The 22,777-nt window shown below is 59.9% G+C and carries 22 protein-coding genes and 1 tRNA gene; 3 read left to right on the forward strand and 20 right to left on the reverse strand.

Annotation, left to right across the window (positions count from 1 at the left end):
• Positions 1 to 12: 12 nt before the first annotated feature.
• Positions 13 to 474 (reverse strand): helix-turn-helix domain-containing protein, encoded by a 462-nt coding sequence (locus tag AAFM31_RS09115; RefSeq protein ID WP_341707604.1) that lies wholly within the window; start codon positions 472 to 474, stop codon positions 13 to 15.
• A gap of 36 nt (positions 475 to 510) precedes the next feature.
• Between AAFM31_RS09115 and AAFM31_RS09120 the strand changes: the two genes are divergently transcribed.
• Positions 511 to 1,617 carry an alkene reductase gene (locus tag AAFM31_RS09120; RefSeq protein WP_341707605.1) on the forward strand — a complete coding sequence of 369 codons (1,107 nt, stop codon included), beginning with the start codon at positions 511 to 513 and terminating at the stop codon, positions 1,615 to 1,617.
• Between the two features lie 51 nt (positions 1,618 to 1,668).
• On the opposite strand, the gene der is transcribed toward AAFM31_RS09120, so the two are convergent.
• From der to trmJ, 12 genes are all read right to left on the reverse strand, one after another.
• Positions 1,669 to 3,090: a ribosome biogenesis GTPase Der gene (gene der / locus AAFM31_RS09125; protein WP_341707606.1), complete on the reverse strand. Its 1,422-nt coding sequence runs from the start codon at positions 3,088 to 3,090 to the stop codon at positions 1,669 to 1,671.
• Between the two features lie 92 nt (positions 3,091 to 3,182).
• Positions 3,183 to 4,319 carry an outer membrane protein assembly factor BamB gene (bamB, locus tag AAFM31_RS09130; RefSeq protein ID WP_341707627.1) on the reverse strand — a complete coding sequence of 379 codons (1,137 nt, stop codon included), beginning with the start codon at positions 4,317 to 4,319 and terminating at the stop codon, positions 3,183 to 3,185.
• An 8-nt stretch (positions 4,320 to 4,327) separates the two neighbouring features.
• Positions 4,328 to 4,972, reverse strand: a complete 645-nt coding sequence (locus AAFM31_RS09135) for a tetratricopeptide repeat protein (protein WP_341707607.1) — start codon at positions 4,970 to 4,972, stop codon at positions 4,328 to 4,330.
• 39 nt (positions 4,973 to 5,011) lie between these two features.
• Positions 5,012 to 6,289, reverse strand: a complete 1,278-nt coding sequence (hisS, locus tag AAFM31_RS09140) for a histidine--tRNA ligase (protein WP_341707608.1) — start codon at positions 6,287 to 6,289, stop codon at positions 5,012 to 5,014.
• Positions 6,290 to 6,314: 25 nt separating this feature from the next.
• A complete protein-coding gene (ispG, locus tag AAFM31_RS09145) occupies positions 6,315 to 7,427 on the reverse strand; it encodes a flavodoxin-dependent (E)-4-hydroxy-3-methylbut-2-enyl-diphosphate synthase (RefSeq protein ID WP_341707609.1) in 1,113 nt (370 codons plus the stop codon).
• A 14-nt stretch (positions 7,428 to 7,441) separates the two neighbouring features.
• A complete protein-coding gene (locus tag AAFM31_RS09150; protein ID WP_341707610.1) occupies positions 7,442 to 8,398 on the reverse strand; it encodes a RodZ domain-containing protein in 957 nt (318 codons plus the stop codon).
• Positions 8,395 to 9,150, reverse strand: coding sequence for a type IV pilus biogenesis/stability protein PilW (pilW, locus tag AAFM31_RS09155; RefSeq protein ID WP_341707611.1), 756 nt, complete (start codon positions 9,148 to 9,150; stop codon positions 8,395 to 8,397). Before pilW ends, AAFM31_RS09150 begins: the two co-directional genes overlap by 4 nt.
• A 26-nt stretch (positions 9,151 to 9,176) precedes the next feature.
• Positions 9,177 to 10,334 carry a 23S rRNA (adenine(2503)-C(2))-methyltransferase RlmN gene (gene rlmN, locus AAFM31_RS09160; protein WP_341707612.1) on the reverse strand — a complete coding sequence of 386 codons (1,158 nt, stop codon included), beginning with the start codon at positions 10,332 to 10,334 and terminating at the stop codon, positions 9,177 to 9,179.
• A 39-nt stretch (positions 10,335 to 10,373) separates the two neighbouring features.
• Entirely contained in the window at positions 10,374 to 10,799 is a 426-nt protein-coding gene (ndk, locus tag AAFM31_RS09165; RefSeq protein ID WP_341707613.1) for a nucleoside-diphosphate kinase, read from the reverse strand.
• A 112-nt stretch (positions 10,800 to 10,911) separates the two neighbouring features.
• Positions 10,912 to 12,063 carry an IscS subfamily cysteine desulfurase gene (locus tag AAFM31_RS09170; RefSeq protein ID WP_341707614.1) on the reverse strand — a complete coding sequence of 384 codons (1,152 nt, stop codon included), beginning with the start codon at positions 12,061 to 12,063 and terminating at the stop codon, positions 10,912 to 10,914.
• Positions 12,064 to 12,074: 11 nt separating this feature from the next.
• Entirely contained in the window at positions 12,075 to 12,890 is an 816-nt protein-coding gene (cysE, locus tag AAFM31_RS09175; RefSeq protein ID WP_341707615.1) for a serine O-acetyltransferase, read from the reverse strand.
• Between the two features lie 2 nt (positions 12,891 to 12,892).
• A complete protein-coding gene (trmJ, locus tag AAFM31_RS09180; RefSeq protein WP_341707616.1) occupies positions 12,893 to 13,672 on the reverse strand; it encodes a tRNA (cytosine(32)/uridine(32)-2'-O)-methyltransferase TrmJ in 780 nt (259 codons plus the stop codon).
• A gap of 136 nt (positions 13,673 to 13,808) precedes the next feature.
• On the opposite strand from trmJ, the gene suhB reads away from it, so the two are divergent.
• The gene (suhB, locus tag AAFM31_RS09185) at positions 13,809 to 14,624 is read left to right on the forward strand and encodes an inositol-phosphate phosphatase (protein WP_341707617.1); all 816 of its coding nucleotides are present in this window, start codon (positions 13,809 to 13,811) and stop codon (positions 14,622 to 14,624) included.
• 154 nt (positions 14,625 to 14,778) lie between these two features.
• Here suhB and secF read toward each other — a convergent pair whose 3' ends face one another.
• From secF to queA, 5 genes are all read right to left on the reverse strand, one after another.
• The gene (gene secF / locus AAFM31_RS09190; RefSeq protein WP_341707618.1) at positions 14,779 to 15,693 is read right to left on the reverse strand and encodes a protein translocase subunit SecF; all 915 of its coding nucleotides are present in this window, start codon (positions 15,691 to 15,693) and stop codon (positions 14,779 to 14,781) included.
• Between the two features lie 10 nt (positions 15,694 to 15,703).
• The gene (gene secD / locus AAFM31_RS09195) at positions 15,704 to 17,572 is read right to left on the reverse strand and encodes a protein translocase subunit SecD (protein WP_341707619.1); all 1,869 of its coding nucleotides are present in this window, start codon (positions 17,570 to 17,572) and stop codon (positions 15,704 to 15,706) included.
• Positions 17,573 to 17,633: 61 nt separating this feature from the next.
• On the reverse strand, positions 17,634 to 17,966 hold the full coding sequence (yajC, locus tag AAFM31_RS09200; RefSeq protein ID WP_341707620.1) for a preprotein translocase subunit YajC: 333 nt from the start codon (positions 17,964 to 17,966) through the stop codon (positions 17,634 to 17,636).
• Positions 17,967 to 18,069: 103 nt separating this feature from the next.
• Positions 18,070 to 19,188, reverse strand: a complete 1,119-nt coding sequence (tgt, locus tag AAFM31_RS09205) for a tRNA guanosine(34) transglycosylase Tgt (RefSeq protein ID WP_341707628.1) — start codon at positions 19,186 to 19,188, stop codon at positions 18,070 to 18,072.
• Between the two features lie 5 nt (positions 19,189 to 19,193).
• Complete coding sequence (gene queA, locus AAFM31_RS09210; protein ID WP_341707621.1) at positions 19,194 to 20,243, reverse strand: tRNA preQ1(34) S-adenosylmethionine ribosyltransferase-isomerase QueA; 1,050 nt, start codon at positions 20,241 to 20,243, stop codon at positions 19,194 to 19,196.
• A gap of 156 nt (positions 20,244 to 20,399) precedes the next feature.
• On the opposite strand from queA, the gene AAFM31_RS09215 reads away from it, so the two are divergent.
• Positions 20,400 to 20,486: transfer RNA gene (locus AAFM31_RS09215), tRNA-Leu, on the forward strand.
• A gap of 40 nt (positions 20,487 to 20,526) precedes the next feature.
• On the opposite strand, the gene AAFM31_RS09220 is transcribed toward AAFM31_RS09215, so the two are convergent.
• Positions 20,527 to 22,407, reverse strand: a complete 1,881-nt coding sequence (locus tag AAFM31_RS09220) for a DUF4105 domain-containing protein (RefSeq protein WP_341707629.1) — start codon at positions 22,405 to 22,407, stop codon at positions 20,527 to 20,529.
• A gap of 2 nt (positions 22,408 to 22,409) precedes the next feature.
• Complete coding sequence (locus AAFM31_RS09225) at positions 22,410 to 22,721, reverse strand: DUF2388 domain-containing protein (RefSeq protein WP_341707622.1); 312 nt, start codon at positions 22,719 to 22,721, stop codon at positions 22,410 to 22,412.
• Between the last annotated feature and the right edge of the window lie 56 nt (positions 22,722 to 22,777).

Raw genomic sequence — 22,777 nt, forward strand, 5'->3', positions numbered from 1 at the left:
GCCCCCTGCGGATCAGTCATTCGCGCTGGCAGCCCTCTGCTGCCAGTGCTCTCTCCCCCACGCACACATTGCTGCCAACACCGGCTGCAGGCTCGCACCATGCTCGGTAATCCGGTACTCGACCCGGGGTGGTACCTCGGCAAACACTGTGCGACTCACCACACCATCCCGTTCCAGCTCGCGCAGCTGCTGGGTCAGCATCTTCTCGGTGATCCCCGATACCAGCCGCTTCAACTCAGAGAAGCGTTGCGGTCCCTGAATGATGTGGTATGCCAGCACCGCCTTCCACTTGCCGCCGATTACATCCAAAGTAACTTCGATCGGCGTCGAATAGGTCTTATCGCCCCGCACCAGCCGCTTGCTTTCGGCGATACGCAACTGTTCTTCCGTCATCCCATGATTACCTTTTGGTAAGTGACTGCCGAAATCGTACGTACTTGTTAAAAAGATTGCCACCCCCATAATGACCGGCATTGGCAATCCACCAGTCACTGAATCCGGGAGACATCCATGCCCAGCAATACCCTGTTTCAACCCGCTCGCCTCGGCAGCATTGACCTGCCCAACCGCGTCGTAATGGCCCCACTGACTCGCCAACGCGCTGCCCAGCCCGGCAATCTGCCCCATGCGCTTAACGTCGAGTACTACACCCAGCGCGCCAACGCAGGCCTGATCATCGGCGAGGGCGTGCAGATCAGCCCTGAAGCGCAGGGCTACGCCTGGACTCCGGGCATTCATAGCGCGGAGCAGATCGCGGGCTGGAAAACGGTTACCGATTCGGTACACGCCGCCGGAGGCCGTATTTTCCTGCAGCTGTGGCACGTCGGTCGCATCTCGCACACGCTGATCCAGCCAAACGGCCAAGCGCCGGTCGCGCCGTCGGCCATTGCCGCCAAGGCTGACGTGTATGTCCAAGAGCCAGACGGCAGTCATCACAAAGCAGCAGCCTCGACTCCGCGTGCGCTGGAGACCACCGAGCTGCCACAAGTAGTAGAAAGCTACGCCCAAGCGACGCGCAATTCCCTGCAAGCAGGCTTTGATGGCGTTGAGATTCACGCTGCCAACGGCTACCTGCTCGACCAGTTCCTCTGCTCCAACAGCAACCAGCGTACCGATGCCTATGGCGGAAACGCAGAGAACCGGGCACGCCTGGTATTGGAAGTAGTCGATGCCGTGATTGCCGCAGCAGGCGACGCCGGTATCGTCGGCATCCGCATCTCGCCGCTCGGCACCTTCAACGGCGTCGAAGACGCCAACCCGCTGGAAACATTCAGCTACCTGCTGGAGCAGCTGAATAATCGCGGCCTGGCCTATGTGCATGTGAATAAGCCCGACTGGGCCGGTGGCAGCTACGAAGGCTTTGACGAACTGCTGGCCGAACTGCGCAAGGTCTACAAGGGGGACTTCATCCTCGCTGGCGGACTGGACGGCGAAAGCGCCTCTGCGGCACTCGAGAGCGGCCTTGCGCAATTTGCCGCCTTTGGTCGCCCCTACATCGCCAACCCGGACCTGGTTGCCCGCCTGCAGGCTGGCGCACCACTCAATCAGGTCAACCCGCGCACGCTGTACGGCGGCGGTGCCGAGGGCTACACCGATTATCCGGCAATGGAAGCCTGAGTATCAGACACAAAAAAGCCGGCTGATGCCGGCTTTTTTGTTTGAGCAGGATCAACGCTTATCCTTGCTCTTCTTCTTCATCTTCTTGTTGTGACTCATCAGGCGACGCTTCTTGTTTACCTGACGCTCAGTCAGCGTGTTCTTGCGGTCAGCGTAAGGGTTATCACTGCCCTTGTACTCGACCCGAATAGGCGTACCGGTCAGGCGCAGCACCTTACGGAAGGTGTTCTCCAGATAACGGGTATAGGAGCGCGGCACCGAATCCACCTGATTGCCGTGCACGACGATAATCGGCGGGTTGGAACCACCTAGGTGAGCATAGCGCAGCTTGATGCGGCGACCATTGACCATCGGCGGCTGGTGTTCACTAACCGCATCCTCAAGAATCTCGGTCATGCGGCGTGTCGGGATCTTGGTCATCGCGGCCTGGTAGGCCTGATCGACCGACTTGTAGAGCAGACCTACGCCACTACCATGCAGCGCCGAAATGAAGTGGAGATCAGCGAACTGAGCAAAGATCAGCCGGCGTTCCAGCTCGGTCTTCACGTAGTCCTTCTCTTCCTGCGCCATGCCGTCCCATTTGTTGACGGCAATCACGAGCGCGCGACCGGCTTCGAGCACAAAGCCCAATAGGTGCAGATCCTGCTCAACGATACCCTCGCGGGCATCGACCACAAAGATCACCACGTTGGCGTCCTGAATGGCCTGCAGGGTCTTGATCACCGAGAACTTCTCGATGGCCTCGAATACCTTGCCACGGCGGCGCACACCGGCCGTGTCGATCAGCGTGTACGGCTTCTCAAATCGCTCGTAGGGGATATAAATACTGTCGCGGGTCGTTCCGGCCTGATCGAACACCACAACCCGGTCTTCACCGAGCATGCGGTTAACCAGCGTGGACTTGCCCACGTTCGGGCGGCCGATAATGGCGATTTTGGTGCCGATCGGTTCAACGACGCGGCCTTCCTCGCCAGTGACCTGCAGGTTCTCATCGTTCAGCACCGCATCCAGCATCGGGTTGATATTGCGGCCGTGCGCGGCAGCAATACCGAGCGGCTGACCCAGACCCAGCGTAGCGAACTCGCCAAGGATGGCGTCCGGATCCGCGCCATCGATCTTGTTGGCGATGAGGTAGGTGTGCTTGTTGCGCTTGCGCAGATGCGCAGCAATTTGCTCATCACCGGCGGTGCGGCCAGCGCGGGCATCGACCAGGAACAGTACCGCGTCTGCTTCTTCAATGGCTTGCAAGGACTGACCGGCCATCATCAGATCAAGACCCTGCTCGTCGCCGGTGAGGCCACCGGTATCGACCACAATGTACGGCTTGCCCTGCCAGACTGCCTCTCCGTACTGACGGTCGCGGGTAAGGCCGGCGACGTCGGCAACGATGGCGTCACGACTCTTGGTCAGACGGTTGAACAGTGTGGATTTGCCGACATTCGGCCGCCCCACCAGAGCGATGACAGGAACCATGATTACTCCGCGCACATATGCTGTGCAGAAAAAACAAAACGGCCGCTGCACCTGATTGTGCAGCGGCCGGGCAAGTATAACCGCTTTTCGGGTTACTTCAGCTTGTAAGCCGCCAGATCGCCACCGTTGCCGTAGACGAACAGTAGGTCGCCAATGACCAGCGGGCTGGCGCGCAGACCATCACCGTCGACCTTTACACGTCCAGCCATGCGGCCGTCAGTCTGGCCCAGCAGATGCAGGTAGCCAGCAAAGTCGCCGACTGCTACGTAGTTGCTGAAGGCAACCGGCGCAGTCAACTGACGGCGCGCGAGCGACTCGTTGCTCCACAACTCACGGGCGCTACCGGAATCCAGCGCCTGCACAGTACCGTTCGCCTCACTGACATAAACGCTACCAAAGCCAACGCCCGGGCCAACGTAGCTGGAAGCCGGATGCTGCCACAGCGGGCGGCCCGTCTGTGCATCCAGCGCGGCTACATTACCCTGGTAAGACACAACGTAGAGGCGCTGATCATCCAGCAGCAGCTGACCGTCGATATCGACCATGCGCTCCAGCTCGGAACGGCCCTTGGGCTGAGCGATACGCTGCTCCCACAGCGGGATACCCGTATCAGCCGCCAGAGCCACGACCTTACCGCTGGCCAGGCCGGCGAACACCTGACGCACGTCTACGATAGGCGTGCTGTGGCCGCGCACGGTCAGCACCGGCAGCGACGATTCATAAATCCAGCGACGCTCGCCGTTGCTGATATCCAGCGCAACCAGCTTGTCATCCTGGGTCTGCACGACAACCACATCGCCATTGGTCTGCGGCGGTGCCAGAACCTCACTGGAAGCCTGAGCGCGCCACTTCTCGCTACCGTCGTTCTCGTCCAGCGCAATAACCTGACCGTCGAGCGTACCGACGATCACCAGACCACCGCCGGCACCAACAGCACCAGACAGCGGCGCCTTGAGTTTGACTTCCCACTTCTCGTCGCCGTCTTCACGATTCAGAGCAACGACACGGCCCTTGGCGTCCGCAGCGTAGAGGGTAAGACCGTCCAGTGCGGGCGTGAGGTTGTTGAACAACTCACCCTGACCAACACCAATATTGTGTTTCCAGACGCGGTCCAGTTGAACCTCTGCGTCAAATTTCTCCAACTCTGCCGGCGGCAATTCCTTCTTACCGGAGCTACCGCAGCCGGCCAGCACTGCAGCAGCCAAGCCCAGCACCAGATAACGTGACATCACTTTCACTAGGCTTCCTCCGCCAGATCATCCAGCTTCAATTGCAGTTGCGGGCGAGAGGACGCATCCTCAAGCGCTTCAATTGCAGCCTCATAGGCAGCACGCGCTTCGGCCTTGCGGCCCAGACCAACCAGCAGATCACCGCGCACTTCCTCGCGGCTTGCCTTCAGTTCGCTACCCTCGACCGGTGCAGCAAACAGAGCCAAGCCTTCCTCGGCACGCTCCTGCTGGGCCAATACACGGGCAAGACGCTGACGGGCAACTTCCTGCAGCGCTGCGTCCTCGCTGGTGTCGACCAGCTCGCGCAGGCTCTTTTCGGCAACCGAATAGTCACGCGCCTCAACGGCCAAACGGGCCTGCATCAGCGCCGCATAATCAGCATAACGGGAGTTTGCATAATCGCTACGCAGCTGCGCAGCCAACTGAGCGGCGCGGGCACGGGAGGCCTCGGAGTCACTGCCCAGGACCGATTCCAGCATGGCCTGATAGAGCGCGGAGGCACCCTGTGCCTGCCCCTGCTGATAATTTTGCCAGGCTTGCCAGCCGAATACCCCGGCCAAAGCGATGGCCACCCCGGTCAGCAGCGGTACGCCGTGACGCTGCCAGAGTTCTTTCAGCTTCTCTACCTGTTCTTCTTCTGTCTCGTAAGCCACCCTTCACTCCTTAGCCAAACCAGTAACGACAAACGCCGCTCAGATAATCTCTGCCAGTCGAGCCGGCACATCCTGCCAGCTCAAGGTTTCCTGCTCTTCGCCACTGCGCAGCGGCTTGAAGCCAATCTGCTGCACCGCAACTTCATCCTCCCCCAACACCAATGCATAGAGGGCGCCCGACTTGTCAGCCTTTTTGAACTGACTCTTGAAGCTGCCACCCCCGGCATGCACAACCAGGCGCAGCGAAGGCAGCGCATCGCGCAGTTGTTCTGCCAGACGCAGACCCGCCTTCGCCGCAACGTCTCCCAACGTGACCAGGTAGACATCGACCTGTCGAGCCAGTTCAGACGGCACGCGCTCAAGGGTTTCGATCAGCAGCAACAGCCGCTCGATACCCATAGCGAAGCCAACCGCTGGAGCGGGCTTGCCCCCCAACTGGCTGACCAGACCGTCATAACGACCGCCGGCGCAGACAGTACCTTGGGCACCGAGCTGATCAGTCACCCATTCGAACACCGTCAGGCCGTAGTAGTCCAGCCCGCGCACCAGCTTGGGATTGATTACATAGGGAATACCGACTTCATCAAGTAACGCACGCAGCCCTTCAAAGTGCGCTCGCGCGTCGTCATTCAGGTAATCCGCCAGCTTGGGAGCGTCAGTCAGCAGCGCCTGGGTCTCCGGCACCTTGCTGTCGAGAATACGCAAAGGGTTGCTGGCGAGCCGCCGCTGGCTATCCTCGTCCAGTTGCTCGAACCGCTCCTGCAGGTAAGCGACCAGATCGTCGCGATACCGCGCGCGATCTTCAGAGCTGCCGAGACTGTTCAGCTCCAGCTTTACCGCATCACTGATCCCAAGACGCTGCCACAGGCGCCAGGACAGCACGATCAATTCGGCGTCGATGTCCGGACCGGTCAGATTGAAGGTTTCCACGCCAATCTGGTGAAACTGGCGATAACGCCCCTTCTGCGGGCGTTCGTGGCGGAACATAGGGCCGTTGTACCAGACCTTCTGCGCAACGCCGCCGCCCAGCAGACCGTGCTGCAACATGGCACGCACACAACCGGCAGTGCCTTCAGGGCGCAGAGTCAGGGAGTCGCCATTGCGATCATCGAAGGTATACATCTCTTTTTCGACGATATCAGTCACTTCACCGATGGAGCGCTTGAACAACTCGGTCGGTTCAACGATCGGCATACGTACCTGTTGATAACCGTAGGTGGTCAGCAGATCAGCCACAGTGCGCTCAAAGTACTGCCACAGGGCGCTATCTTCGGGCAGAACATCGTTCATGCCGCGAACGGCTTGCAGGGTCTTCAAAGTCTCTTTCCTATTACTTGGTCGCTCAACCACGGGCGATGGTATTGGCATCCAGCGCCTGTTTGGCAGCCACTTTATCTCGAATCATTTTTTCCAGCCGGTCGACCAGTTCGACATTATCCACCTTCTGGTCCGGCTTGCCGTCCTGATAAATCAGGTTGTTCGGCGTGCCGCCAGTCAGGCCAATATCAGCCTCCTTGGCTTCACCCGGGCCGTTGACCACACAGCCGATAACGGCAACATCCAGCGGCGTCAGCACGTCTTCAAGACGGGCTTCCAGCTCGTTCATGGTTTTGACCACATCGAAGTTCTGGCGCGAGCAACTCGGGCAGGCGATGAAGTTGATCCCGCGCGAACGCAGGCGCAGCGACTTCAGAATGTCGAACCCGACCCGAATTTCCTCGACCGGATCCGCCGCCAGCGAAATACGGATGGTGTCGCCAATCCCCTCGGCCAGCAACATACCGAGCCCGACTGCCGATTTGACGGTGCCGGAGCGCAGACCACCCGCTTCGGTGATACCCAAGTGCAGCGGCTGTTCAATCTGTTTGGCGAGCAGGCGATAGGCATCAACGGCCATGAACACGTCAGACGCCTTCACGCTAACCTTGAAGTCCTGAAAGTCCAGGCGATCCAGATGCTCGACATGACGCAGCGCAGACTCAACCAGCGCTGCCGGTGTCGGCTCGCCATATTTCTTCTGCAGGTCCTTTTCCAGCGAGCCGGCGTTGACGCCAATGCGGATCGGAATACCGTTGTGGCGGGCGGCATCGACCACCGCCTTGACGCGATCTTCACGGCCGATGTTGCCCGGGTTGATACGCAAGCAATCCACGCCGAGATCCGCGACCCGCAAGGCAATCTTGTAGTCAAAGTGGATATCCGCCACCAGCGCGATATCGACCTGCTTGCGAATTTCACCGAACGCTTCGGCGGCTTCCATGCTCGGCACGGATACACGCACGATGTCGGCGCCTACTGCTTCCAGTCGGCGAATCTGCTCGACCGTGGCGGCCACATCACAGGTTTCGGTATTGGTCATGCTCTGCACGGAGATCGGCGCATCGCCGCCCACCAGTACCGAGCCAACCTTGATCTGCCGGGAGATACGACGTTTTACCGGCGACTCATGCTGCATAACTGTCTGACCTCTTACTCGCCCAGACGCAGCCGGACGACACCGGACTGGCTCTGCGGCGGCAGTGTAACGGGGTTGCCCTTGAAGCGTAGGGAGGTAACCGCACTGCGATCACCAATGACCAGGTTCAATGCACCATCATGGGGAATATCAAGCGACTGCCCTTCACGCAGCAGCCCGCTGTGCAAAACCGCACCGTCAGCGGCACTGACCTGCACCCAGCAGTCGGCAGCAACGCTGAGCTGCAAACCGGCATCAGCGGCTGGCGCGCTATCCGCAGGCTCCGCAACAGCAGCGGTTGAAGCCTCGGTAGCCGGCGCCTCGACATCGGCCAGCGCTGCCGCATCGGGCTCCGCTGCTCCAGGCTCGGTCTCACTCTGTTCTGCGGCCAGCTCAGCCTGCTCCTCTGGCGGCATCAGGTCCGCCGGAATGCCATCAGTTTGCTCGGCAATCGACTCAGGCAGCGTCATAGCGTCGACTTCAACATCATCCAGCAGCAGCTCGGACTCAAGCTCGTCCATTGGCGGCAACGGCTCTGGTGCCGGACGCTTGGACTCATACCACCAGAGCGCGGACGCAACCAGCACCAGCACAATAAACAGGGTCGTCCAGCGCATACCAGAGCGACCTGAACCGTGCGGCAGGTTGACGCGTGAAATAGAGCTAACCGGACGTTCCCGCGTCTCGATACCACGGTAGCGATCAAACTCAACGGCCAGACGGTTGGGATCCAGCGACATCAGGCGGGCGTAGCTGCGAATATAGCCACGCGTAAAGGTGTCCCCTGGCAGCCGATCGAACTGACCTGCCTCGATCTGCTCTACGGCCGTACGCGATATCTTAAGCTCCAGCCCAACCTCGGTAGTGCTTAGCCGACGCGCTTCACGCGCCTCGCGCAAGGACTCACCTGGGTTACGCAGGGTGCTCGGCTCTGCCATGTCTGCTGCTGCATCATGACGCTCGGAACTCATGACTTTTCGGACTCCATAAGCGCTTTGGCTTCGGGACTGTTGGGGTAAAGGCGCTTGAGCTGCAGCGCGTAGCTTGCAGCCTTGCTGTGATCTTCGAATCGACGCGCCAGCCGCACGCCCAGCCACAGGCTGGCGGCGTTCTGCTCGGACAACTGATCGAACCGGCGGTAATGATCCCACGACGGTACAAAGTCGCCGGAATTGAATTCAAGCTGAGCCAGCTCCAGCAGCGCACGCGGCTGGCGACTGTTCAAACGCAGAGAACGCTCCAGATTTTCCCGGGCGGCTTCGGCATTCCCCATACGCAGATAGGCAATCCCCATATTCTCGAATACCCGCGAGCGCTCGCTGTACAGGGTGTCGGCCGCCGCCTTGTTGAAATACTGCAGCGCCTCCTGATAGCGCTCACGATCGAGCAGGAAAGCGCCATAGTTGTTCAGAATCCGCGAGTTATCGGGCTCTGCGGCCAGCGCGGAACGGAAGTGCTGCTCGGCCGAGCCGTATTCGCCTTCCTGCTGAAACACCAGCGCCAGCACCATGTGCGCCGACGCGGAACGCGGGTCCAGCTTCAATGCTTCGCTAAGCGGTTGCTTGGCGCGCTCGGTTTCACCCTTCTGCAGGTAGCCAATCCCGAGTTGAACATAGGCATCACGTGCAGCCTCGGGATCGACTTTACGACCGGTCTGGCCAGTGCTGACACAGCCCGCCAGCAGCAGACAGAGAATCAAAATCGCGGCGCTTGGCTTGCTCATGTCAACATCCTTTCCGGCCTGAGTGATTAACCTGCGTTGTGCCGCGTTGGTGCTGGCGCGGCTTCCGTTGCATCAGCAGCGAGCTGGCGCACGGCAATATAGCGTTCGCTGCGGCGAGTGCGATCCATCACCTGCCCGACCAGCTGGCCGCAAGCGGCGTCGATATCTTCACCACGCGTGGTGCGCACGGTGACGTTATAGCCTGCCTGATGCAGCATGTCCTGAAAACGGCGGATAGCATTATTGCTGGGGCGCTCATACCCTGAATGCGGGAACGGGTTGAACGGGATGAGGTTGATCTTGCACGGGATGTCGCGCAGCAGCTCGATCATTTCGGCCGCGTGTTCCGGCTGATCATTGACGCCCTTGAGCAAGGTGTACTCAACGGTCAAGGAGCGTTTTTCGCCCAATCCGGCGATATAGCTCTTGCACGCGGGCAGCAACACTTCCAGCGGGTACTTCTTGTTCAGAGGAACCAACTGATTACGCAGTGCGTTATTCGGCGCGTGCAACGACAGCGCCAGAGCAACATCCACTTTCTCGGCGAGTTTCTCGATCATCGGCACCACGCCGGAGGTAGACAGGGTCACCTTGCGCTTGGAGATACCGTAACCGAGGTCGTCCATCATCAACGTCATGGCGTCCACAACGTTGTCAAAATTCAGCAGTGGTTCGCCCATACCCATCATCACCACGTTGGTGACCGCACGGTCGGCGGTGGCTGGGACGGAACCGAAGGACTTGCTGGCAATCCACACCTGGCCAATGATTTCGGCCACGGTCAAATCACTGTTGAAGCCCTGTTTGCCGGTCGAGCAGAAGCTGCAGTCCAGCGCACAACCCGCCTGAGACGACACGCACAGCGTGCCACGCCCATTTTGCGGAATGTACACCGTCTCGACACAACTGCCCGAGGCAACCCGGACGACCCACTTGCGTGTGCCGTCGCGGGAAATATCTTCGCTGACCACTTCGGGACCACGAATCTCGGCCGTGGCCTTGAGCTTTTCGCGCAGGGCCTTGCCGATATTCGTCATGTCATCGAAGTTGTCCACGCCATAGTGATGCATCCATTTCATGACCTGGCCGGCACGAAAACGCTTCTCTCCCAATCCTTCGAAGAAAGCTTCCAGTTTCTGCTGTGTCAGACCCAGCAGATTGGTCTTGCTGGTGGTATCAGTCATGGCGATCACATCACTCGGCTGAGCAAACCCGACCCGGCCTTAGCGCGGGCAGAGTTCGGTTTCGGCGAAGAAGTAAGCCACTTCGCGTGCAGCGGAAGTGGTGGAGTCGGAGCCGTGAACAGCGTTGGCATCGATGGACTCGGCGAAGTCAGCCCGGATAGTACCGGCAGCAGCTTCTTTCGGGTTGGTAGCGCCCATCAGATCACGGTTCTTCAGAACGGCACCTTCGCCTTCCAGAACCTGAACGACAACCGGACCGGAAGTCATGAAGCCAACCAGATCCTTGAAGAAAGGACGCTCTTTGTGCTCGGCGTAGAAGCCTTCGGCATCGGCCTGGGACAGCTGAACCATCTTGGCAGCGACGACGCGCAGGCCAGCCTGCTCGAAGCGGGTCAGAATCTGACCAATGACGTTTTTAGCTACGGCATCGGGCTTGATGATGGACAGGGTACGTTCAACGGCCATAAAACTCTCCACAGAGGTAGTTACAGAATGAAATTACAAAAGATGGTTAACCCGCGGATTATACGCAGGTTAAAGACAAATAGATAACAGCAGCTTAGCTGACGGCGGACCGTCAGCTGGCACGCAGACGAGCAACCACCTGACAAATGATCTCGGCAGCCCGCTGAACGTCCTGTTCTGTCGTAAAACGCCCCAGCGACAGACGGATCGAGCTGTGCGCCAACTCATCGCTCAGACCAATCCCCCGCAGGACGTAGGACGGCTCGACTGCCGCGGAGGTGCAGGCAGACCCGGTAGACAGGGCCAGATCCTTGAGCGCCAGCAGCAGCAGCTCGCCATCCACACCGGCGAACGCCAGATTGAGATTATGCGGCACACGCTGTTCGCCACTGCCATTGAGGCTGACGCCATCCAAGCCGGACAGGCCATCGAGCAACGCGTCGCGCAAGGCTGAAACTCGCGCGATCTCCGACCTCATCAGTTTACCGGCCATCTCGAAGGCCTCGCCCATGCCGACAAGCTGATGGGTTGCCAACGTGCCGGAACGCAGACCGCGCTCATGACCACCGCCATGCATCTGCGCCTGCGGCTTCGGCGTCAGAGTACGCCGCACAAACAGCGCACCGACGCCCTTGGGGCCGTAGGTCTTGTGTGCGCTGAACGACATCAGATCGACCGGCAACACCTTCAGATCAATGGGCAACTTGCCCGTCGACTGCGCAGCATCAACGTGGAATACCGCCCCACCCGCATGCGCAATCTCGCCCAAAGCCTGAATGTCGTTGACCGTACCAATCTCGTTATTAACGTGCATCAACGACACCAACACGGTGTCGTCACGCATCGCTGCCTGCAGTTGCTCCGGGGCAATGACCCCTTCGGCGCCCGGCGCTAACCAGCAGACTTCGAAGCCTTCCAACTCCAACTGCTTGAAGCAATCAATGACCGCCTTATGCTCGATCTGCGAGGTGATCAGGTGCCGCCCCTTGGACAGCAAAGCGTGCGCCATGCCCTTAATCGCGAGGTTGTCCGACTCGGTCGCCCCGGAGGTCCAGACAATCTCACGCGGATCCGCGCCCACCAGATCCGCCACCTGACGCCGAGCGTTCTCCACCGCCTCTTCAGCCTTCCAGCCGTATACGTGTGAACGTGACGCTGGATTGGCGAAATTACCGTCCATGGTTAAGCAGGCGACCATTTTCTCGGCAACCTGGGGATCAACCGGCGTAGTGGCGGCGTAATCCAGATAAATCGGCTGATTCATCAACAACTTCCTCAAGGTTTCTCGGCGGCAGTATCTGTGGCTACCGCGCCAGTCTCATCATCCTTGAGCAACTCAAAATCTTCGCCACCGAGCGCCGGCAGCTCCTTAGCGCAATAGTCACTACCCAACTCGCTCAGGGCCTTGCACATCCCTTCGAGTCGGCTGTCCACTGCATGCATGTGATCCAGCATTTGACCAATCGCACGCGCCACCGGGTCTGGCATATCGCGGCTGACACCGTAGGCATCAAAGCCAAGCTTCTCAGCCATCGCCTGACGGTTAGCCTGCTGCTCGCACTCGGCGGACGGCTCTGGCTCCTTGGGAATGATCCGACCGGGAATACCGACCGCTGTCGCACCCGCCGGCACAGCCTTGGTCACTACCGCGTTGGAGCCAATCTTGGCGCCAGCACCAACAGTGAACGGCCCAAGCACCTTGGCACCTGCTCCCACAACAACGCCGTCTTCCAGCGTCGGATGGCGCTTGCCCTGATCCCAACTGGTGCCACCCAGGGTCACACCCTGATAGAGCGTGACGTCGTTACCGATTTCAGTGGTTTCCCCAATCACGACCCCAAAGCCGTGATCGATAAAGAAACGACGACCAATCTTGGCACCAGGATGAATCTCAATCCCGGTCAGCCAGCGCGCGAAGTGGGACAGCATCCGCGCCAACAGATAAGCACGACGCACCCACAGGGCGTGAGACACCCGATGCAACCAGACCGCATGCAAGCCGGGATAACAGGTCAGCACTTCCAGCGTGTTGCGCGCGGCAGGGTCACGATGGAATACGCTGGCGATATCTTCTTTCATGCGATCAAACATGGTCAGGATCTCCGCTCGCCGGCTGCTTTGACGCCGACGGCCTTCTGGGTTTCGGTCAGGATGCCGCGCAGGATATTCATTTCCATTCGATTCAAATGGACCCGCCCGTACAGACGGCGCAAGCGCGGCATCAGCTGCCGTGGTTTTTGAGGGTCATGAAAGCCGATTTCAACCAGCACCTGCTCAAGATGCTGATAAAACTGCTCAAGCTCGCCCGCGGTCGCCGGAATTTCATTGAACACGGCTGTCGTTTCAACTTTGTGCATCTTGGTCGGCGCACCCTCGCGCTGCAGACCCTGCATGCGCAGCTCATAGGCCAACACTTGCACAGCCGCCGCGAGATTCAACGAACTGAAGTCCGGCATTGAGGGAATGTGTACGTGATACTGGCAGCGCTGCAGCTCATCCGTCGTCAGCCCGGAATCCTCGCGCCCGAACACCAGCGCAATCTGCGCATCCGGAACCTGCTCAAGTTGATCCAATACCTTGTCGGCAGACTCACGCGGGTCCAGCACCGGCCAGGGAATCCGCCGGTCACGCGCACTGGTGCCCAGCACCAGCGAGCAATCGGCAATGGCCTCTTCCAGCGTGGCAACAATCTTTGCATTAGCCAGCACGTCGTCCGCGCCTGAGGCACGAGAGACCGCATCCGGATCGGGGAAGCGCTCGGGATCGACCAGCACCAACTGGGTCAACCCCATATTTTTCATGGCCCGCGCAGCGCCGCCGATGTTGCCAGGATGACTGGTGTTGACCAACACCACACGCACGTTATTCAGCACAGCGACACCTTCAAGCCAAAAATGGGACCCTGCATCTTACAAAAGCTGCGTCCCGATAGCCATGATGCATTTCTGTTCATTTTTAACTCTGCTACAATGTCCGGCTTTTCATCTTCCCGACAGAGACATACCCCATATGCAGCCTATGCTGAACATCGCCCTGCGTGCCGCGCGCAGCGCAGGAGAGCTCATTTACCGTTCCATGGAACGCCTCGATGTGCTCGCCGTGGACGAAAAGGACGCGCGCGATTATGTTTCGGAAGTCGACCGCGCCGCAGAACAGGCCATCATCAGCCAGCTGCGCAAGGCCTACCCCGATCACAGCATCCAGGCCGAAGAAAGCGGCTTCCAGCCGGGCCACGGCGACGGCGCCGACACCGTCTGGATCATTGACCCACTGGACGGGACCACCAACTTCATTCGCGGCGTGCCGCACTTTGCCGTCAGCATTGCTTGCCGCGTCAAGGGCCGCATTGAGCACGCCGTGATTCTCGACCCGATTCGTCAGGAAGAATTCACCGCCAGCCGTGGCCGCGGTGCAGCACTGAATGGTCGCCGCCTGCGCGTCAGCACGCGCAAGACTCTGGACGGCGCTCTGCTTGGCACCGGCTTCCCGTTCCGCGCAAACCAGATCGACTCTCTCGATAACTACCTCGGCATGTTCCGCAGCCTGGTCGGCCAGACTGCAGGCATCCGCCGCGCCGGTGCTGCCAGCCTCGACCTGGCCTACGTTGCAGCAGGCCGCTTCGATGCGTTCTGGGAGTTCGGCCTGGCCGAGTGGGACATGGCCGCCGGCGCCCTGCTGATTCAAGAAGCAGGCGGCCTGGTCAGCGACTTCAGCGGTGGCCACCAGTTCCTCGACAAGGGACAGATCGTCGCTGGCAACCCGAAGTGCTTCAAGGCCGTGCTGACCGCCATTCAGCCGCACCTCACGCCTAACATGAAGGCCTGATCAGCACCTCGCACAAAAAAGCCCGCCCGGCCTCCGGTGCGGGCTTTTTTATGTCCTGCCTCTCCCTCTTACGCAAAGACAAAAAGAAACCCCGCACCTGAACAGGCCGGGGTTTCCGTTTATCGCCAGCTCGACAAGCCAGCTTTACCGCGTATCAGGGACGATCGTCGACCGCCTCTTCCACTTGCGGCGGGATCAGATCATCACGCGTCAGCCTCATGGTTACCAGCAGGCCGCCAGCGATGTAGATGGAGGAGTACGTACCCACACCAACACCGATCAGCAACGCCGTCGCAAAACCATGAATGTTCTCGCCACCAAACCAGAACAGCGCCAATAGCACCAGAATGGTCGAGAACGACGTGGCCAAGGTACGCCCCAAGGTCTGGGTCGTGGAAATATTGATGATGTCGGTCAGCTCGGTCTGGCGCATTAACCGCATGTTCTCCCGAACCCGGTCGAACACCACGATCGTATCGTTAAGCGAGTAACCGATGACCGCCAGCACTGCCGCCAACACCGTCAGATCGAAGGAAATATTGAAGAACGAGAACACACCCAGCGTGAAGATGACGTCATGCACAAGCGCCAGAATAGCCGCTACAGCAAACTTCATCTGGAAGCGCAAAGAGACGTAGAGCAGGATGCCGCCGATGGCGACGAGCATGCCCAGACCACCCTGATCGCGCAGTTCTTCACCCACCTGCGGCCCGATAAACTCAACCCGCTTGACCGACACATCACCGCCATCGGCCGTCTTGATCATCTGAGCGACCTGATTACCCAGGTTTGGGTCCTCACTCGGCAGACGAATCAGAACATCAGTGGACGCGCCAAAGTTCTGCACAACAGCGTCACCCCAGCCGTTTTCGCGCAGGGTAGCGCGAATCGCTTCAAGGTCAGCCGCCTCACTGTAGTTCAACTCAACCAGCGCACCGCCAGTAAAGTCCAACCCCAGATTCAGCTGCTTCACCGCCAGACTGCCGATAGACGCCAGCATCAGCGCAACCGCAACCACGAAGAACAATTTGCGCAGGCGGAGGAAATTAATGGGTTTACGAATATTCATCAGTGATTCCTCACAGCCAGAGCTTTTTGATGTCGCGACCGCCGACGGACAGGTTGACCATCGCGCGAGTCACCAGGATCGCACTGAACATCGAGGTCAAGATCCCCAGCGACAGGGTGACAGCGAAGCCCTTAATCGGGCCTGAGCCCATGGCAAACAGAATCACACCGACCAGCAAGGTAGTCAGGTTACCGTCAACGATTGCCGAGAAGGCCTTGTCGTAGCCCTCATGCACCGCTCGCTGCGGCGACATGCCATTGGCAATTTCTTCTTTGATACGCGAGAAGACCAGCACGTTCGCGTCAACGGCCATACCTAGGGTCAGCACGATACCGGCGATACCCGGCAGGGTCAGCGTGGCGCCAAGCAGCGACATCAGCGCCAGCAGCAGCACCAGGTTGAAGCTCAGAGCGATGCCGGCGAACACACCAAAAGCACGATAGACCAGCACCATGAACACCAGCACCAGAGCAAAGCCGACCTGCGTGGCAGTCACACCCTTGGCGATATTCTCGGCACCCAGGCTCGGGCCGATTGTGCGCTCTTCAACGAAGTGCATCGGTGCCGCCAGACCACCAGCACGCAACAGCAGCGCCAGCTCCGAGGCTTCGGCTGGAGAATCCAGGCCGGTGATACGGAACTGGTTACCCAGCGCACTCTGAATGGTTGCCAGGCTGATGATCGATTTCTCTTCAACGAAAGCCGGAATCTCGACTTCCTGCATCACGCCGTCGACTTCCTGCATGACCTTGCGGTTAACCTGACGCTGCTCGATAAAGAGCACCGCCATGCCACGACCAATATTGCTGCGGGTCGCCCGGTTCATCAGCTCGCCGCCGTGGCTATCGAGATTGATATTGACCTGTGGACGACCATTCTCGTCGTAATTGGAGCGCGCGTCGGTAACCTGGTCACCGGTAATGATGATGCTGCGCTCAACGTCGGCAGTGCGACCCTCGGCACTACGGAACGCGAACGACTCGGTAGTCGCGCGCGGCGCGTCCGGTTCGGCAGCCAGACGAAACTCGAGGTTGGCGGTCTTGCCCAGGACGCGCTTGGCCTCCGCAGTATCCTGCACACCCGGCAACTCAACCACGATGCGATTGGCACCCTGGCGCTGCACCAGCGGCTCGGCCACACCCAACTCGTTGACCCGGTTACGTACGGTAGTCAGGTTCTGCTGCACCGCGTAGTCACGAATGGCCGCCACCTCAGCCTCGGAGAGGGTAAGCTGCAGCACAGCCTGATCCTTGATCTCGGCATTGGTCGTCACGAACTGGTTGTACTTGCCGGCAATCAGGCGGCGCGCTTCGCTGCGCTGCTCTTCGTCGGCAAAACCAAACTGCAGCATGTTGCCCTGAGTCGGCAGGCTGCGATAACGAATACCCTCGGTGCGCATCAGGCCGCGCAACTCGCTCTGGTAGACATTGACGCGCGACTCGATCGCCTTGTCCATGTCGACCTGCAGCAGGAAGTGCACACCACCCGACAAGTCCAGACCCAGCGTCATGGGACCAGCGCCAATATTCGACAGCCAGTCCGGTGTCGTCTGCGCGAGGTTCTGCGCCACAACGTAGCGAGCACCAAGCGCATCGCGGACGACGTCTTGCGCTTTGAGCTGATCGCTGCGATTGACCAGGCGCACCAGACCCGAACGACCATTGGCACCCAACTCAGTACCCTTGGTTGGCAGATTGGCCACCGCCAACGCTTGCTCGATGCGATCAAGGTCGGATTGTTCGATTACCTGGGTAGAGCTGGCCCCGGAGATCTGAATGGCTGGATCGTCCGGATAGAGATTGGGCAGTGCATAGATCACGCCGAGTGCAAGCACGGCCACGATCAGCAGGTATTTCCAGAGGGGATAACGGTTGAGCATATCAGAGCCTGATAGCAGTCCGGGCGCCTGATTGGCGCCCGGATCTGGGTCTACACGAGGATTAGATGGCTTTCAGCGTGCCCTTGGGCAGGACAGCTACAATGGAGCCTTTTTGGAACTTCAGTTCCTGGCCTTCGCCAACTTCCAGTACGACAAATTCGTCGGTGACCTTCTTGACCTTGCCCAGGATACCGCCACCGGTTACCACTTCATCACCAGTAGACAGGCCGGCCAGCAGATTCTTGTGCTCTTTGGCACGCTTGGCCTGGGGACGCCAGATCATCAGATAGAAGATGACGACGAAGCCGATCAGAAAGATCCACTCAAAACCGGTACCCGCCGGTGCGGCTCCGCCTGCAGACTGTGCCATGGCGGCGGGAATGAAAAAGCTCATGTGACGCTCCTGTTATTGAACTGCGAAAAATCGGTTATGGGGGCGCTTCGGACACTATTCAAGCGCAGGGGGCGTGCTGATCGGCTCCGCACACCCCACGCACTCAGGACTCCAGCGGCGGTACCGGCCGGCCCAGTTTGGCGTAGAAGTTTTCCACAAAGGCGGTCAATGTACCCTGTTGAATGGCACCGCGCAAACCTGCCATAAGCCGCTGATAATGCCGCAGGTTATGGATGGTATTGAGCATGCTGCCGAGCATTTCGCCGCACTTGTCCAGGTGATGGAGATAGGCGCGAGAGAAGTGCTGACAGGTATAACAATCACAGGCCGGATCCAGCGGTGACTCGTCATGGCGATGCACCGCGTTACGAATCTTGATCACGCCCGCCTCGGTGAACAAATGACCGTTGCGCGCATTACGGCTGGGCATAACGCAATCGAACATGTCCACCCCGCGGCGCACACCTTCCACCAGATCCTCCGGCTTGCCTACCCCCATCAGGTAACGAGGTTTTTCCGGCGGCATGTGGCCCGGCAGGAAGTCCAGCACACGAATCATTTCTTCCTTCGGCTCACCGACCGACAGACCGCCGATGGCCAGGCCGTCAAAGCCAATCTCGCTCAGCCCCTCCAGCGAACGCAGGCGCAGCTCTTCATGCATGCCGCCCTGAATGATGCCGAACAGCGCCGACGGGTTGTCACCGTGCGCCTGCTTGGAACGCTTGGCCCAGCGCAGCGACAGCTCCATGGAGCGACGCGCGGTGTCGACGTCCGCCGGGTAAGGGGTGCACTCGTCAAAGATCATGACGATGTCCGAACCCAGCGCCCGCTGCACCTGCATCGACTCTTCCGGCCCCATGAACACCTTGGCGCCATCAACCGGCGAGGAGAAGTAAACCCCCTCCTCCTTGATCTTGCGCATGGCACCCAGACTGAACACCTGAAAGCCGCCTGAGTCGGTCAGAATAGGCCCCTGCCATTGCATGAAATCGTGCAGGTCACCGTGCTTGCGGATGACCTCGGTGCCGGGGCGCAGCCACAGATGAAAGGTGTTGCCGAGGATAATCTGCGCACCGATAGCTTCGATATCGCGCGGCAGCATGCCCTTCACCGTGCCGTAGGTACCCACTGGCATGAAAGCCGGCGTTTCCACCACACCACGGGGGAAGGTCAGCCGACCACGGCGCGCCTTGCCGTCGGTGGCTAGCAATTCAAAGGACATGTGACTCATGACGACACCTCAGGCCCGGTCGGGACAGGATTGCGGGTGATGAACATCGCATCACCGTAACTGAAAAAGCGGTACTTTTCGGCCACCGCTGCGCGGTAGGCAGCCATGGCTTCTGGATAGCCAGCGAAAGCCGACACCAACATCAGCAGCGTCGACTCGGGCAGATGGAAATTGGTCACCAGCGAGTCGACCACATGAAACGGCTTGCCCGGATACAAAAAGATATCGGTGTCGCCACTGAACGGCTTGAGCACACCATCGCGGGCGGCCGATTCGAGCGAGCGCACACTGGTGGTACCAACCGCGATGACACGCCCACCGCGTGCCTTGCAGGCCTCGACGGCAGCAACCACCTCCGGCGTAACTTCCAGCCACTCCTGATGCATGACGTGCTCTTCAATCTTATCGACCCGCACCGGCTGAAAGGTACCAGCGCCGACATGCAGGGTGACCTCAGCCGTCTGCACGCCCAGTTCGGCGATGGCGTCGAGCAGCGGCCGATCGAAATGCAGCCCGGCAGTCGGCGCCGCCACTGCGCCTTCGCGCTTGGCGTAGACGGTCTGGTAGCGCTCGCGATCAGCCTCATCATCCGGACGGTCGATGTAGGGCGGCAGCGGCATATGCCCCACCCGCTGCAGCAGCGGCAGTACCGGCTCGGCAAAACGCAGCTCGAACAACGCATCATGGCGGGCGACCATCTCGGCCTCACCGCCGCCATCGATCAGAATCCGGCTGCCCGGCTTGGGCGACTTGCTGGACCGAATATGCGCCAGCACCCGAAACTCGTCGACCACGCGCTCGACCAGCACTTCCAGTGCCCCGCCGGTCTCCTTGCGGCCGAACAGGCGCGCCGGGATTACCCGGGTATTGTTGAACACCATGAGATCGCCCGGGCGCAGATAGTCGAGCAGATCAACAAACTGACGGTGCGCGAGAGCACCGCTGGGGCCATCGAGACACAGCAGACGGCTGCCACGGCGTTCGGCCAGCGGATGACGCGCGATCAGCTCATCAGGCAGGTCAAAATGAAAGTCACTGAGACGCATGCAGAGAGGAAGTCCGGAGTTACTGGGGAAAGGCCGCTATAGTAGCGGAAAACGGCAGCCGCCGCGATGCGGGCCGACTACGTACAGGATTGACCTCAGGCGCATGTGCTCCGTATACTCCGCGCCAGCCAGCGTACGCTCGTACGCACCTGCATTGCCCCGATGGCGGAATTGGTAGACGCGGCGGATTCAAAATCCGTTTCTGGTGACAGAGTGGGAGTTCGATTCTCCCTCGGGGCACCATTCGTTTTTAACGAATGGATTTCAGCACACCCTCTCCCGGTTATCTCTCAACGCTTTTCAGTCGACGAACCTGCTCCTGCAGCCGTTCCAGATTGTCCTGCCCAGCCGCCAGGCGTTGTTGCTGCTCGACCGACAGCAGCGTGGGCAACACTGCCTCCAGTTTGTCTTCCAGCCCCAGCAACACGTCCTTGCGCTGTTCGCTGAGCTGACTCAAAGCCTGCCACTCTGCTGGCTGCGGCAGACCATAGCCCGCGCCCAGCAAATCCGCCGGACGACTGAGAAAACCGCGTTCACGCAGCAGTGTACCAACCAGCTCTCCAGCGGCGCGCACACTCTCCTCCCTATCGGTGCCGCGCAGATAACGCACCTTCAGGGTGTGCTGCGCCTCAAGAAGCTGCCGTCGCAATGCTGCCTGTTCAAGCAGCAATAACGCCGCAGTCGAACGCAAATCAGCTTGAGCAAACCACCGCGCACGCGCATCAGGAGACAACGCCAGCCACTGCTCGAAATCCGAGACCTGCAGTCCTAGCCGCTCCCGCAAGGACGCGAATATGGAGCGATAGCGTTCAGCATAAGAATCGAACCGATAGCCAAGGCGCAACGCTTCGGTCGCATCAACCAGCACGCTGGAGTTTGCCAACCCTCGCGCTTCAAGCAACTGTAGCAAGCCGATTGGGGTCTGACTTTCGAGATCAACCAGGCGCGCGCTGCGACTACCAGTACGCAGCAACTTGAGCGTTTCGACGGCGCAGTTATTGCCAATGAAAAAATAACGCCCGTCGTATCCCCAGTGCAGCTGGGCAGCCTGCAGCACCACACCTTCAATCTCGGCGCGGCTCAGCTGCAGCGGTACCGAGCGCAGGGAGCGCAACTCCAGCTTGGTGTACTCGTCGACTACCTGTGCGAGCGGCAGCATGAACAGCCGCGACGGGTACTCTCCTACCAGCCCATCCCAGTGCGACAACTGCACATCGTCGACGTAGGCCCGGAACGAAAACACCAAATCCTGCTCCAGATCGAGCAGACAGTCCGGCCCACGAGGACGCCCCGGCGCACAGATCACCAAGCGCAGCATACTGTGCCCCCAGCGACTGGCCAGGGTTTGCTCCGGCTCCGCCAACAAATAATGCACCGCGTAGACCCGCTCGGGGTCAAGCCAGCCGAGCAGCGACTGCTGCTTGTCGGCACCCGCGTTCAGGTAAGGATAGGCATCCGCGCAGCGGGTATCGAACGGCGCCCAGCCAAAGTGCTCAACAAAGAACCGATAGAGTGCCGGCCGCCGACACGCATAACTCGGGTCGAGCAGAAAATACTCGGCGTTAACCGCTGTGAACTCGGCAGGACTGCTTAACTCGTAGGCATCAGGTGAGCGCAGCAGCTGGCGATTTTCGCGCTCACGCCCACCGCGGCTACCCACCCGCTCAGGCCAACCAGCCAGATCCAGCAGTCGCGGATCATCACGCAATCGAAAGCGCCGTTCGGTCTGCCCGCGACAGTGAGGCGGCAGCCCTATTGGCCCCTGGGTCTGCATCCGCGCAGCACAGCGCCAGTCGAGACCGACCGGCCCCAGCCGATCATAGAGGTGCGCCAATTCGTGCACCAGGGTACGCTGCGCCAGCACGTCATCCTCATCATCCAGCAGGCGCGCGTTCAGCAGAATTTCATGATCAAAGGTCGCGCGGCCCACTACGCGCGGATTGAGGTCGTCTGCCCAGCGCACACTGACAGTCTGGTCAAGTTGCTGCTTCAGTAGCGGCGGCAGGCGCTCGTCGATCTGCCTGAGCAGGTCATGTGTAAAGCGTTGCTGCTGGGCGGTAAGCCCTGCCAGCTCTGGCTCCAGTCGCAAGGCGGCGCAGATCTGCACACTCCAGACCAGCGCCAGCAGCACGACAAACCGACACGGCAGGCCGGTCAGAACCATGTTCAACGGGCCAGAATATCCTCGGCCAACTGCATGTCGGTGGCCAGCGTCGCCGGCTGTCGAGCCCGCAAATGCGTCAGCGCAGCCTCCAGATGCACACCGCGGATAGCCCCATCACTGGCGACAAAGCTGGCAGCATCATCTCGCGCCTGCAGAACGACCTTGTCGTCGCCGCCAGTACTGGCATCACTGCTCGACTCGGCGCTGTTGGCGAGCGAGGAGCCGATCGCATCGGTAGTGCCGACAAAGCTACTGGCCGAGGCAGTGCCCGCCAGCGAAAGCAGTGCTGCCACCATCAGATAACGTGATTTCATCTAGGGAAACGCTGATCAAATCAGATTTGCGCATCACCCGCGCCGATCAACTGAGT

Source organism: Halopseudomonas sp. (assembly GCF_038130085.1).
Lineage (GTDB): Bacteria > Pseudomonadota > Gammaproteobacteria > Pseudomonadales > Pseudomonadaceae > Halopseudomonas.